At 67.7% G+C, this 13667-nt stretch carries 11 protein-coding genes and 1 tRNA gene; 5 read left to right on the forward strand and 7 right to left on the reverse strand.

Annotation, left to right across the window (positions count from 1 at the left end; translation table 11 throughout):
* Positions 1 to 7 precede the first annotated feature (7 nt).
* A complete protein-coding gene (locus RJT37_RS15805; protein WP_390209100.1) occupies positions 8 to 1465 on the reverse strand; it encodes an Hvo_1808 family surface protein in 1458 nt (485 codons plus the stop codon).
* A gap of 116 nt (positions 1466 to 1581) precedes the next feature.
* Between RJT37_RS15805 and RJT37_RS15810 the strand changes: the two genes are divergently transcribed.
* On the forward strand, positions 1582 to 2163 hold the full coding sequence (locus RJT37_RS15810; protein WP_313685962.1) for a cysteine hydrolase family protein: 582 nt from the start codon (positions 1582 to 1584) through the stop codon (positions 2161 to 2163).
* A 72-nt stretch (positions 2164 to 2235) separates the two neighbouring features.
* Here RJT37_RS15810 and RJT37_RS15815 read toward each other — a convergent pair whose 3' ends face one another.
* A complete protein-coding gene (locus tag RJT37_RS15815; protein ID WP_313690010.1) occupies positions 2236 to 3240 on the reverse strand; it encodes a DUF8155 domain-containing protein in 1005 nt (334 codons plus the stop codon).
* A 204-nt stretch (positions 3241 to 3444) separates the two neighbouring features.
* Here RJT37_RS15815 and RJT37_RS15820 point away from each other — a divergent pair, with 204 nt between their 5' ends.
* Both RJT37_RS15820 and RJT37_RS15825 read left to right on the forward strand, forming a co-directional pair.
* A complete protein-coding gene (locus RJT37_RS15820; protein WP_313690013.1) occupies positions 3445 to 4077 on the forward strand; it encodes a lipoate--protein ligase family protein in 633 nt (210 codons plus the stop codon).
* 67 nt (positions 4078 to 4144) lie between these two features.
* Positions 4145 to 5452, forward strand: a complete 1308-nt coding sequence (locus RJT37_RS15825) for a dihydroorotase (RefSeq protein WP_345785371.1) — start codon at positions 4145 to 4147, stop codon at positions 5450 to 5452.
* Between the two features lie 166 nt (positions 5453 to 5618).
* On the opposite strand, the gene RJT37_RS15830 is transcribed toward RJT37_RS15825, so the two are convergent.
* Positions 5619 to 6389 (reverse strand): carbon-nitrogen family hydrolase, encoded by a 771-nt coding sequence (locus RJT37_RS15830; RefSeq protein ID WP_313685964.1) that lies wholly within the window; start codon positions 6387 to 6389, stop codon positions 5619 to 5621.
* Positions 6389 to 7927 carry a glycerol kinase GlpK gene (gene glpK / locus RJT37_RS15835; RefSeq protein ID WP_313685965.1) on the reverse strand — a complete coding sequence of 513 codons (1539 nt, stop codon included), beginning with the start codon at positions 7925 to 7927 and terminating at the stop codon, positions 6389 to 6391. Before glpK ends, RJT37_RS15830 begins: the two co-directional genes overlap by 1 nt.
* A gap of 226 nt (positions 7928 to 8153) precedes the next feature.
* Between glpK and RJT37_RS15840 the strand changes: the two genes are divergently transcribed.
* Entirely contained in the window at positions 8154 to 9584 is a 1431-nt protein-coding gene (locus tag RJT37_RS15840) for an FAD-dependent oxidoreductase (RefSeq protein WP_313685967.1), read from the forward strand.
* A gap of 127 nt (positions 9585 to 9711) precedes the next feature.
* Here the strand turns inward: RJT37_RS15840 and RJT37_RS15845 are convergent, their stop codons facing one another.
* Positions 9712 to 10131 (reverse strand): universal stress protein, encoded by a 420-nt coding sequence (locus RJT37_RS15845; protein WP_313685969.1) that lies wholly within the window; start codon positions 10129 to 10131, stop codon positions 9712 to 9714.
* Positions 10132 to 10333: 202 nt separating this feature from the next.
* Positions 10334 to 10407, reverse strand: a tRNA-Lys gene (locus tag RJT37_RS15850).
* 196 nt (positions 10408 to 10603) lie between these two features.
* On the opposite strand from RJT37_RS15850, the gene RJT37_RS15855 reads away from it, so the two are divergent.
* Positions 10604 to 12889, forward strand: a complete 2286-nt coding sequence (locus tag RJT37_RS15855; protein ID WP_313685970.1) for a PAS domain S-box protein — start codon at positions 10604 to 10606, stop codon at positions 12887 to 12889.
* A gap of 77 nt (positions 12890 to 12966) precedes the next feature.
* Here RJT37_RS15855 and RJT37_RS15860 read toward each other — a convergent pair whose 3' ends face one another.
* Positions 12967 to 13656: a DUF7119 family protein gene (locus RJT37_RS15860; protein ID WP_313685972.1), complete on the reverse strand. Its 690-nt coding sequence runs from the start codon at positions 13654 to 13656 to the stop codon at positions 12967 to 12969.
* Between the last annotated feature and the right edge of the window lie 11 nt (positions 13657 to 13667).

Consider the following 13667-nt stretch of genomic DNA (forward strand, 5'->3'; position numbering starts at 1 on the left):
CCGGCAGTCAGGACGGCCGCGGCCGGATGTCGTCGAGGTCGTCGACCTCGGGGCCGTTGACGATCGTTACGCGCGTCCCCGAGCGGGTGACGCGGAACGCGTCTTCGAACTCGCCGTCGGGGATCACGTAGGTGTTCTCCGCCCGTTTTTCGGCGTCGTGGGCGTCGAGAATCGCTTGGTAGGCGCGTCTGAACTCCCGGGCGTCGGCCTCGCTGTCCCACTCGGTCACCCAGACGTAGCCGAACTCGGCCTGTTCACCCTCGCCCTTCTGGTAGGGGAACAGCCGGTCGTTGCCCCAGCCCGCGGACGGTTCGGACTCGTAGTTGTACGTGTCGTAGCGGCTCTCGGCGTCGGTGATACTCCCGGGGTTGATCGTGTCCGCACCTGTCTCCCGTGCCTGGTACCAGAACATCACGTACATCGATGCCTCGCCGACGGTGTCGGAGCCGTCTTCGCCCTGGTTCTCGAACGTCTCCCACCCGTTCTGTGCGCGGTCGCGGTACTCGATCGGAACCGGCCGTTCGTCCGTCCGGTGGATGACTTGCTCCGAGGAGACCGGCGGATTCACGAAGCGCCGATCGATGGCGTCCCACCCGCCGTCGGTGACGAGATCGTGGACGTACACCGGGCCGTCGGAGTACGGCTGGAAGATCGTCAGGAGGATCCCCAGGTTCTGTCCGCCGCCACCCCCGCCACCGCCGCCACCGCTGCTGGCCGGCGTGTCGACGCAGTCCCACGCGCCGCCGCACTTGGCTGCGTACTGCCGCTCGATGTAGCTCGCGTCGCCCTCGATGAGTCCGTCGGCCGCGAGCTGTTCGTCCTGGGTGTCGCCGCCGTATTTCGCTTTCGTGAGGTCGTATTTCTGATCCTGCAGCGCGTGGACGAGCTCGTGGACAAGCGTCGCGTTGTTGATCGTCGGTGACTCCGGATCGTCGGTGATGATCTTGATCTCGTCGTCAGACGGCGAGTAGAAGCCGGCGACTGCAGCGGTTCGGGTCGAACTGATCGCCGTGCCGCTGCTTTCGGACTCGCCGGTGACGAACAGTGCTTCCCACACCTGATCGTTCCAGCGGTCGTACTCGCTGGGATCGTCGGTGGTGCCGCCGGACGATCGGTTGCCGTACTCCTCTCGGGAGAGAACGGACACCGGCACGCGCTCTTCGAACTCTTCACCGCGGAGGTACTCGACGCGCGCCATCGACCGGGCGACGAACGCCCGCAGTTCCTCGTCGCTCAGTCCGTCGGACTGATCGACGTCGATCGACTCGTTGTACCAGTAGCCGTCTTCCCACCCGAGGAGGTCCCGCTCTGGGTCGTCGAAGTCGGCGTTGGGCGTCGCGACGGCCTCATTTCCCGCATCCACGCCCGTCGACTCGGGACCGGCCTCCATCGTCGGCGCGCCGCACCCGGTGAGGACGATAAGCAGCGCGACGGCCGCCACGACGAGTCCGCGTCGCTGCGTCATTACGGGCAGGAGGGACTACGCGGCAAAGTACCTTTCCGCATCGGCGCCTCCGTCGCTGGATCGGACGACCCCAGCCAGGAGAAATCCATTTGCCGCTGCACCGACGAACAACGCGTATGTCAGTGGAGTCGTTCGATCCTGACCGAACCGCCGTCGTGGTCGTCGATATGCAGAACGGGTTCTGCCACCCCGAAGGCAGCCTCTATGCGCCCGGGAGCGAAGCGGTCACCGACGACGTCGCGGCGCTCGTCGCCGACGCGCGCGATGCCGGCGCGCGGGTGGTCTACACGCGCGACGTTCACCCGCCGGAGCAGTTCGACGACGCACACTACTACGACGAGTTCGACCGATGGGGCGAACACGTCCTGGAAGGGTCGTGGGACGCCGAACTCGTCGACGAACTCGACGTCCGTGAAGACGATCTCGTCGTGGAAAAACACACCTACGACGCCTTCCACCGGACCGAACTCCACGGGTGGTTGCAGGCCCGCGGCATCGACAGCCTGCTTTTCTGCGGGACGCTCGCGAACGTCTGCGTCCTCCACACCGCCGGCAGCGCCGGCTTGCGCGACTACCGGCCAGCGCTCGTCGAGGACGCGATCGGTGCAATCGAGGACGACCACAAGGAGTACGCCCTCGACCACGCCGAGTGGCTGTTCGGGGAAGTGCTCGCCCGCTCGGACGTGGCGTTCCGGTAAGTCGCGGAAGCGACGAATCGCCCCGCTCCGGCGGCGATAGCGACACCGAAAACCGGCCGACGGGCGATCCACCTATCCCAGTCGGATCGGGTCGTCGCTGTCCCGGATCGTCACCCGAACCTGCTGTCCCTCCTGGAACTCCCCGTCCGGACAGACCAGTTTCGTCCCGAACTCCGGGCCGATCCCCGCGAACAGCGAAAGCCCGGTGATCCGGTCGTCGTTCGCGACAACGTCGATATCGCGCCACGTGACGTTTCGTCCGGAGACGTCGCCGACCGTGTGATCGAGGAACGAGATCGTCTCTCCGGTGTCACTGGTGGCCGTCTCGTTTCTCTCTCTTTCGCGGGTCAATATGCCGCCGCAGGCGTAGTGGGTGAAGCCACCGTCGAGAACCGACCGCTCGCTGTCGACGGGAGTTGCCTCTCCTACGGTAGTCTCTCCGTCCTGGGATGTGCATCGCCCGGCGATTCCGGCGAAGCGATCGCCCGGAGCGGGATGGGGAGGTGCGTCGAGGCGGGCGTACGTCGGCCCAGTCTCCACAACGGTTCCGACCCCGTCCCACGGTACCGGCACGACGTCGACATCCGGGACGACGAGAAGCGATTCGCCCGCGCGGTGGAGGTGCTGTTCGCTCCGGCGGAACCCGAGGTGGACGTGGTTTGCGACCCAGGGAGCGAAGAAGCCGGAGCGGACCATCTGACCGAGGGAGTCGCCGACGGCGACGCGGTCGCCTGCCGATACGCGCGGCTGCACGTGCAGGATGCGTGCGACGAGATGATCCCTTCCGGATTCAGATCCCGTGGCGGCCGCTGATCCGAGACCGCTCCGTTCCCAGTCGACGTCGACGAGGATGAGGTACTCCTCGTCGTGGCCGTACGGCTTCGAGGGTGCGCGGACCGTCCGCGTCTCCAGCACCTCGCCAGCGACCGGAGAAATGCCATCGTTCGTCGCCGGATACAGATCGATCGCACAGCCCCGGTCGTGGGCGGGATACGGCGAGTTGTACAGCGAGAACCGTCGGTACCGCTGGAGCGTCGATTCCGGAACCCGAACTGCGCTGGCGTATTCGGTCTCCACTGTCGACTCTTCACCGCCGTCGCTTCCGTTCGATCCCGTCACTCGGAATCACCGATCATACGTCGGTGCGGGACCGGGAGCGCTTAGGTGCGTCGGCACGCAGGTGTGGCCGTGATCGAGGAGACCGTTCCCGACGCCGAGACGGTCCGGGTCCTCCGCGACCGGACGGCCACTATCGAGACCGACCGGTCGGTGACGACCGCGATGCTGAACACGATGGCCGAGACCGACGTCCCGGCTGTTCGCGCGTGGACGCCGCCCCAGCAAGTGGCGTTCGGCCGCCGGGATACGCGTGCGGACGGCTACGACCTCGCTCGGGCGGTCGCTGAAGCCGATGGCTATCCGCCGGTCGAGCGGAGCGTCGGCGGACGAGCGGTGGCATACACGGGCACGACCGTGGCGTTCGCCGTCGCGGTCCCGATCGCCGACGCGCGCCGAGGATTGGCGGCCCGGTACGACGCCGCGACGACCGCCGTGGTGCGCGCACTCCGTGCGCTGGGTGTTCACGCACGCCGGGGAGAACCGGCGGCCTCGTTCTGTCCCGGCGATCACTCCGTGCAGGCCCACGGGAAAATCGTCGGAATCGCCCAGCGCATCCGTCAGGACGTCGCGCTCGTCTCGGGCATCGTCGTCGTGAACAGTCACGAGGAACTCGCTGCTGTCCTCGATCCGGTCTACGCCGCGCTCGGTGTTCCCTTCGACCCGGATTCGGTCGGGAGCGTCGAACGCGGCGGGGGGCCCGCAGACCCCGAGGCCGTGATCGAGGCGCTCGTCGACGCCTTCTGTGGGGAGCTATCCCGACAGAGGGTCTCGGCTGCGGCTCTGCTCGACGATTGAAGCTGCGCCTCTGCGACCGATCGCGCGGAACCGTCGGGCTTAGGTCGCCTGCGGGCGACCCCCGGGTATGTCGATACTCTTTCGCGACGCGCGACTCGCCGACGGACGGGTCTGCGACGTCCGAACCGAGGGCGAGCGGATCGTGGCCGTCGCCGACTCGGTCGACGCCGAGTCGGCCGATCGCGTGATCGACGCCGGCGGCCAACTACTGCTGCCGGGGGCGATCGACGCCCACGTCCACTTCCGGGAGCCCGGCGATCCGCAGAAGGAGACCTGGACAACCGGTTCACAGAGCGCGGCGGCGGGCGGCGTGACCACCGTCGTCGATCAGCCGAACACGTCGCCACCGACAGTCACGGGCACGGCGTTCGACGACAAGGCCGACCTGGCCGCGGCGTCGTACGTCGATTACGGCATCAACGGCGGTGTCACACCCGAGTGGGATCCCGAATCTTTGTTCGAGCGGCCGCTGTTTGCACTCGGCGAGGTGTTCCTCGCGGACTCGACGGGCGAGATGGGGATCGACATCGACCGATTCGCCGACGCCGTCGAACGCGCTGCGGCCGCGGACGTCGTCGTGACTGTCCACGCTGAGGACGCCGACCGCTTCGACGAGTCGGCACGCGACCGCGACGCGAGCGGTGTCGGCCGCGACGCCGACGCGGACGTCTGGAGCCAGTACCGCAGCGCGGACGCCGAAGCGGCCGCTGTCGAGCGCGCCGTCGACGTCGGTCGTGAGGCCGGCGCCGAGATCCACATCGCCCACACGAGCACACCCGAGGGTGTCGACGCCGCCGTCGCGGCCGGTGCGACCTGTGAGGTGACGCCGCATCACCTCTTTCTCTCTCGCGAGGACGCGACCGAACTCGGCACCTACGGGCGGATGAACCCGCCGCTCAGGAGCGAGGAGCGCCGCGCGGCGCTGTGGGATCGGCTCGTCGGCGGCGACGTCGACATCGTCGCGACCGACCACGCACCGCACACGGTAGCCGAGAAAGACGCCGATCTCTGGGACGCGCCGAGCGGCGTCCCCGGCGTCGAGACGATGCTGCCGCTGCTCCTCGAACGCGCCCGTCTGGGACAGATCGGCTACGAGCGCGTCCGTGACGTCACCGCGACGAACGTCGCGCGGATCTTCGACCTGCCGCAGAAGGGTCGGATCGCCGAGGGCTACGACGCGGACCTGGTGCTCGTCGATCCCGAGGACAGCCGGGAGATCCGGGGGGAGGACCTCCACTCGAAGTGCGGGTGGACGCCGTTCGAGGGGGAACACGGCGTCTTCCCGACGTTGACGGTCGTTCGCGGGACCGTCGTCTACGAGGACGGCGAGTTCGCCGACGAGCCGGTCGGCGAGAACGCTCGACGGTCGACGTGAGGACGCGGACCGGGAGTGCAGTGACGAAGGGCTGACAGCCGGCACGACCGCATCCCGCGCCGATGTGCCGGACAATCGCTGCTCGGCGCGGGGCTGACGCTACGTCACGGGATCGGTGGTCCCGCGATCGTATATAAACTCTCGCCGAACTGGGCGTCGTCGTTTCTCAGAGCTGCCGGTCGGCGAGCGCCGGGAACGACTCGCGGGTCTCCCGAACTTCCTCGATATCGATCTGTGCGTGCGCCGTCCGGACGCCGGTTCCGGCGTTCGCGCGCTCGACGCCCCACGGGTCGACCACGACGCTTTCGCCCGCCAGGTCGACGCCGCGGATCGATCCCGTGAGGTTCGCGGCGACGAGAAACGCCTGGTTCTCGACAGCCCGCGTGCGGGTGAACAGGTGCCAGTGATCGAGCCGCTCGCGGGGCCACGCAGAGGTCACGAGGATGAGTTCGACGCCCGCGTCGACGAGCGAGCGGTACAGCGACGGGAACCGGAGGTCGTAGCAGGTGGTCAGTCCGACGGTCGCGAGATCGGTTTCGACCGTACAGACCTCCGAACCGGCGGTGAGCCGCGTCGCTTCTTCGGAGTCGTAGCCGAAGAGGTGCATCTTCCGGTACGTCGCCAGCAACTCCCCCTCGGGACCGAACAGGAGTGAGGTATTGTACAGATCCTCGCCATCTCGTTCGAGGATGCTACCGCCGTGGAGGGCAATCGAGTGCTTGTCGGCGACTGCACCGAGTTGTTCCGTCGTCGGCCCGGGAACCGGTTCGGCAGCGTCCGCGTAGGCGTCGAACGCGAAGTAGCCAACCGGCCACAGTTCGGGCAGGACCACCAGATCTGCGCCGGCGTCCGCCGCTGCTCGGATCCGGGAACCGGCGCGGTCCCGGTTCGCGCCGGGGTCGTTCTCGGCAGCGAGTTGGATGGTGGCGACCTGCATTATTCTCCTTTTCCGTCCTGCGCCCAGTCGAGCGACCGCTCGACGGCGGCCTGCCAGCGCTCGTAGCGCTCGTCGGCGTCGCTCTCGCCGGGAGAGAAATCCCGGTCTATGCGCCAGTTCTCGCGGAGTTCCGTCAGCGAGTCCCAGTAGCCGACCGCGAGGCCGGCCGCGTAGGCCACGCCGAGTGCCGTCGTCTCGTCGACTTCCGGGCGGACGATATCAGTCCCGATGATGTCGGCCTGGAGCTGACAGAGGAAGTTGTTCTTCACCGCGCCGCCGTCGACCTGCAGGCTCGTGAGTTCGATCCCGCTGTCTTCGACCATCGCCTCGGCGACGTCGCGGGTCTGGAACGCGATCGATTCAAGCGTCGCGCGGACGACGTGCTCGCGGCGCGTCCCCCGCGTCATTCCGACAATCGTCCCCCGGGCCCGACCGTCCCAGTGCGGCGCGCCGAGTCCCGTGAACGCCGGCACGACGTAGACCCCGTCGGTCGAATCGACCGACCGTGCGAGCGCCTCGCTCTCGGCGGGATCGTCGATGAGCGTCATATCTTCGAGCCACTCGATCGCCGCGCCGGTGACGAAGATCGACCCCTCCAGGGCGTACTGCGCGGGCTCGCCGGAGCGCTGAAACGCCACCGTCGTGAGCAGCCCGTTGTCGGACGCGACGGCCTCCGTCCCGGTGTGCTGGAGCATAAACGAGCCTGTCCCGTAGGTATTCTTCGCGTCGCCGGCGTCGAAACAGGTCTGTCCGAACAGCGCCGCCTGCTGGTCGCCCAGGGCGCCGGCAACCGGGACGGTCTCGCCGAGGAACCCCTCGGGATCGGTGTGGCCGTAGTACGACTCGTCAGCGGAGGGGCGGACCTCGGGCAGCATCGCCGCCGGGACGTCAAACTCCGCGAGCAGGTCGTCGTCCCACGCCAGGTCGTGGATGTCGAAGAGCATCGTCCGGGAGGCGTTCGTCACGTCCGTCACGTGTTCGCCGGTCAGCTTGTAGATCAGCCACGAGTCGACCGTGCCGAAACAGAGTTCCCCCGCTTCGGCGCGATCGCGGACGTCTTCCGGACGCATCCGCTGGAGTTTGATCGGATCGGCGTTCTCCAGGAGCCACTCGACTTTCGTCGCCGAGAAGTACGCGTCGGGTTCGAGCCCGGTCCGCTCGCGGATCCACTCGTCTTTGCCCTCGCGTTCGAGTTCCTCGATGCGCTCTGTAGTCCGGCGATCCTGCCAGACGATGGCGTCGTAGACGGGCATCCCCGATTCTCGATCCCAGACGACGGTCGTCTCCCGCTGGTTCGTGATCCCGATCGCCGCCAACTGCGCGGCGTCGATCCCAGCGTCGGCGAGCGCCCGTCGGATGACAGCGATCGTGTTCTGCCAGATCTCCTCGGGGTCGTGTTCGACCCACCCGGGTTCGGGGTAGTACTGTTCGTGCGTTTCGTAGGCGTTTGTGACTGGCTGGCCGGCGTGATCGAAGACGATAAAGCGCGTGCCGGTCGTCCCCTGGTCGATCGCGCCGACGTAGGTGTTCTCCTGCATCTGTTGTGTGTCTGAGCCGGTTCGGTGTGGTGACGGTTCCGATCGATCGCGGCTGCGGCGGTGGACGCCGCGGGTGTCGAGTGTTGACTACTCTCACATCCGGGCGAATAAAAGGCGTCGGTCTCGGCCGTCGACGACTTCGGTTTCCGTCATCGACGCCGCCGGGTGTGCACCAGCGTTGCTGTCCGGCGAAAGCTATCTACGGGCGGCCCGCACACTCCACGGTATGTCTGCTCCGTTTGTCGTCGTCGGTGGCGACGCCGCCGGTCTCTCGGCGGCGAGCAAGTGTCTCCGCACCGATCCGGACCGGGATGTCGTTGTCTTCGAGAAAGGCCAGTGGATATCCTACGCCCACTGCGGCACGCCGTACTTCGTGAAACGCGAGGTCGACCGCCTCGAAGACCTCCTGTCGCTGTCGCCGGAGGCGGCCGACGAGCGCGGGATCGACCTCCAACGCGGCCACGAGGTCGTCGCCGTCGACACCGAAGCGAAGACGGTCACTGTCGAGAGCGACGGCGAGCGGTTCGAACAGCCCTACGGCGACCTCCTCGTCGCGACGGGCGCCCACGCCGTCTCGGAGCCGATCGACGGGGCCTCGCTGGACGGCGTCTTCACGCTCCACGGGCTAGATCACGCGGCCGCGATCCGGGCGTACCTGACGCAACCGTCCGCGTTCGACGTCGCGGCACTGGGCGGCGGCGACGCGCTCGACGAGGCGGTCGCAGCGCGGTACGGCGCGATGAAGCCGCCGGAGACGGTCGCCATCGTCGGGGGTGGGTACGTTGGCGTCGAGATGGCGGAGGCGTTCAGGGCGTGGGACCGGGAAGTCCACCTGTTCCAGCGCGGCCCTCGTCCGGTCCCGGGCTTCGGCGAGGCGGTCGGCGAGGCGGTCACCGAGCACCTCCGCGACGCCGGCGTTACGCTGCACCTCGGCGAGGAAGTTGTCCGCCTCCGCGGGGACGACGGTCACGTCGCCGGCCTGGTCTGTGAGAGCGGCGCGGAACTCGCGATCGACGCCGCGCTCGTCGGGATCGGCATCCGGCCGAACACGGCGCTTCTCGACGGCACGCCCGTCGAACTCGGCGCGTCGGGAGCAGTCGCGACCGACGCGTACGGGCAGACGTCCGTCGACGACATCTATGCCGCCGGCGACGTCGCGGAGATGCCGCATATGGTCACCGGCGACCCGACCTGGAACCCGCTCGGCCTCCCGGCGAACCGCGCCGGCCGCGCGATCGGATCGACTGTCGGCGGCGACCCGACACCGGTCGGCAGCGTCGCGAACACGGCGATGGTGAAGGCGTTCGACCTCGAATGCGGCCGAACAGGGATCATCGACCACGAGCTCGCCCACGAGGCCGGGTTCGACCCCGTCTCGGAGACGATCACCGGTGGGTCGCGGTCGGGATACTACCCCGGCGCGGCGGAGACGACTGTCACGCTCACCGCCGATCGATCGACCGGACGGCTCCTCGGCGGGACCGTCGTCGGCACCGATCGGGCGGCGATCCGGATCGACACGATCGCGACCGCGCTCGGTGGGGAACTCACGGTTGCGGAACTCGAACGGCAGGATCTCGGCTACGCGCCGCCGTTCAGCCCTGTGTGGGATCCGGTGCTCGTCGCGGCGAAGGTGCTGAACGGCTCGCTGTCCTGAACTGCTGGCGGAGCGGCCGCGCTTCTTGCAATCGCGTCAACGAACGGAACCCGGAGGCACGTTGCTAATCGCGTTAGCGAATAGCACCCCAAGGCGCGTTGCTGTGCCGACCGCAGTTGGTGGCTGCTTACCGGGCAGTGATGACTGGGACGGGCGAGTTGCGGAACACTTTCTGGGTGACGTTCCCGACGACCAGTCGGTCGGACAACGAGCCGCTGTGGCTCCCGATCACGACCGCATCGAAGTCGCCGGCCCTGTTCAGAATCGCCCGGGCCGGATGCCCCAGTTGCACCTCGGTGGTGATCTCGGCGTCGTACTCGGCGGCGAGTTCCCGGGCGTCGTCGAACACCTCCTTCGAGCGCTCCTCTGCGGCCGCTTCGATATCCTCGGCGAGCGCAAGTGACGTGGCTTCTCTGCCCCACGGTGACGGTCCGCCCACGACGTGCAGGACGGTGACCTCCGCGTCGGGATGGTTCTCGAGGGCGTACTCGAGCGCCCGCTGGGCCATCTCCGAGCCGTCCATCGGGACGAGAATTCGTGTGATCATATCTTGACTACGCTACAGATGTGGATAAAATGATGGTCCGATTGTCGGAGTCCTGTCGCTCCTCACTGTCGTTCGGAGACGACCAGCGGGCCGGGAGGGACTTGGACCGAGCCCGGACGTGCTCGCTCCGCTGCGCGCGCCCAGCCGGGTTCAAGTCTCCGGGTATTCGCGTCGCTCCTCACTGTCGTTCGGAGACGACCAGCGGGCCGGGAGGGACTTGAACCCCCGACCGTCTGGTTAAAAGCCAGACGCTCTGCCGAACTGAGCTACCGGCCCGCAGTGGGGCATAACCCGGCGGCCGGGATAAGCGTTTACTCTCGGGGCTCTGCGCTCCCGACCGAACCTGACAGCACAGAAAAAGGGATATAACCGCTCGCGACGGAACGGTGCCCAAAGTGATTGTGACAGGGGGTATCTGGGGGAAGAAGACGGCTGTCCGTTGCCGGGGACGAACCGGGCCGCGCGGTGGACGATGACTGCCGCCGCCCACCTCGTGGTTCTGGTGTCCGAGGACGACGCACTCGCCTCGACGCTCCGTGCCGCCCTCGAAGCGTGCTCGCCGCCTGTTCGCGTTGAGACGACGCCTGCGTCGACGTGGCGGGCGACGCTCGCTGCCACCCCGGTCGACTGCGTCGTCTGGGCGGACACACCATCCTCGACGATTGACTCCGATCGAGCCACCCCGTCACCGGTCGACGACATCCGCGAGATGGCCACCGACTGCCCGGTCATCCTGACTCCGTCGACTCCCGTGTCCGCATTCGCCCGTGCGGCGGCCGACGGCGACGCGGTCCGGTACGTGCCGGGTGCGATCGATACCGCCGACCGCGCCCTCCTGGTGGATGCGGTCGAGGATGCACTTGCCCAGCGCGACGACGAACTCGAAGCACAGCGTGACCTCCTGGCGCAGACGTCGTCGATCGCCGACGTCGGCGGCTGGGAACTCGACGCCGACCGCGAGGAACTTCGATGGACGAGCGAGACCTACCAGCTTCACGGCGTCTCGGAATCGTACGAACCGACGCTGGCGGAGGCGATCGAGTTCTACCATCCCGACGACCGGGAGTCGGTCCGTGCCGACGTCGAGGGGGCGCTCGCGGGCGAACCGTTCGACGAGACGTACCGATTCTATAAGGCTGACGGCGAGCAGCGCTGGGTCCGCTCCCGCGGCGTGCCGATCGTCGAGGACGGCGAGGTCGTCGGTGTTCGCGGGGCGTTCCAGGACGTCACCGAGCGGAAGCGGAGCCAGGAGAACGTCCGGCGGTTCGAGCGCGCGGTCGAGGCCGCCGGGCACGCGATCTTCATCACCGCACAGGACGGCACGATCGAGTACGTCAACCCCGCGTTCGAGGAGATCACCGGCTACGACGCCGCGGAGGCGATCGGCAGGGATCCGTCGATCCTCAAATCCGGGGAGATGGACCAAGAGTACTACACTCGGCTGTGGAACACGATCCTCTCGGGAGCGGTGTGGTCCGAACCGATCGTCAACGCGCGGAAATCCGGCGAGCACTACCACGCCTCCGAGACGATCGCGCCCATCGTCGCCGACGGCGAGATCGAGGGGTTCGTCGCGATCCAGACCGACGTCACCGAACAGGTCCACACGAAGGAGCGACTCGAAACCTTCCGGGAGATCGTCCATCGCCTGGGAGATCCGATTATGTTCCAGGATCGCGACGGGGACTTCGAGATCGTCAACGATGCGGTCGCCACCTACGCCGGGCTGTCGAAAGCGGAACTGACCGGCGAAGACGAGTTCGCGTTTATGGACGATCACTCGGCGCGGCTGATCCAAGAGCGGAAAGCCCGTGTCATCGAGGCGGATCGGGCGATCACCTACGAGATCGAGCCAACGTTCCCTACGAAGGGCGAGCGCTCGTTCATCACGACCCGGTACCCCCACTACGGCGAGGACGGCGAGGTCGACGGGACGGTCGCGATCTGTCGGGACGTCACCGAGCGCGCCGAGCGCGAGCACCACCTCCGGGTGCTCGATCGGATCCTCCGGCACAACCTCTACAACAAGATGAACCTGATCCAGGGCCACGCGGAACTCCTCGAAGCGGGGACGAGCGGGAAACTGCAGGACTCCGCACAGCAGATTCAACGAACGGGCGACGAACTCGTCGGACTCGCCGACAAGGAGCGGCGCGTCGTGGAGCTACTCACCAATCAGTCGGAGCCACGACGGCTCGACGTCCGCCCGCTTCTGGAGACGGTCGTCGTGGATCTCCGTGACGCGTACCCCGACTACCCGATCACGCTCGAGTGCTCCACCGCCCACGAGGTGCGAGCCATCCCCGAACTCCGCGACGCGGTGGCGGAACTGATCGAGAACGCCATCACCCACGGCGGCGAGACGCCGGACGTGTCGGTGTCGGTGCGCCGAGACGGCGACCGGATCGTCGTCAGCGTCGCCGACCGTGGCCCTGGGATCCCGGAGATGGAACGGGAGTCGGCAGGGACGGTGACCGACATCACCCCGCTGTTCCACGGGTCCGGGCTGGGGTTGCAGTTCGTCCACCACGTCGCGCGTCGCTCCGGCGGCTCCTTGCGGTTCGATACGCCGGAGACTGACGATGGCGACGACGACTCCATCGGCACCGTCGCCGAACTGTATCTGCCGGTCCCTGTGGAATCGTCCGACGTCGGGTCCGCACCGTCGGATTCGGGGGGTGCCGTTCTCGACTCGCCGGGTGCGTCGGGTCCGGAAGAATCGGCGGTTGGCGATCCCGACTCGTTCGCCCGCGATTGATCGATACTGATTGTGGTAACTGTGTCCCGGTGCTCACCACTTCGATACCGATGCGCACCGAGGAGCGAATCCAATAGTTACTGTGAGGTATCGGCGAAGTGCGATTCGAGCGCCTCGGCCACCAGGTCGCCCGGTTCGCGGTTCTCGATCGAGGCCCGTCGCCGCAGTTCCCGGTAGACGTCGAGCGGTAGCGACAGTTCGATCCGCCCGAGTTCGATCCCGCGGGCGGCGAGGGCGGCGGCAGCGGTCGTGTCGCCGTCGACTTCGCTTGCGATCCGCCGCACCTGCCGGACGGTGAGATCGGCGTCGACGACGGCCCACGCGAGGTCGAACCGGTCGACGCCGGAGACGCGGGCAATGTGCTTGGCCGCCGTCGGCGCGATGTCGCCACGGGCGACGTGCCGGCGGATCGCCTGCGGGAGGTCGTGGACGCGCGCCCACTTGCGGACGAAGGAGACTGAGACGTCGCCGCCGGCCCGCTCGACCGCCTCCTTGTAGGAGCCGACCCCCCTGACGAGCGCTGCACAGGCGGCCGCCCCGCGGAGCATATAGACGTTGTCCGCGGCGCCGACGGTGTTCTCCGAGAACGCCCGGACCGTTTCGGCGGCCTCGGCGACGCTTTCGGGGTCGTCCGGGTCGAACCCCACCGCCTCCTGGGCGCGCTCCCCGGTGACGGCCGGGTCGGCGCGGACGACCGGCTCGCCAACGGGCTCCTCGCGGTCGGCCGGGAGTCGTCCGGCCCGGTCGGCGGCGTCGTCGTTTGCCATCTTGGTTCACG

The sequence above is a fragment of the Halobellus marinus genome, assembly GCF_032113415.1.
GTDB classification, from domain to species: Archaea; Halobacteriota; Halobacteria; order Halobacteriales; family Haloferacaceae; genus Haloquadratum; species Haloquadratum marinus.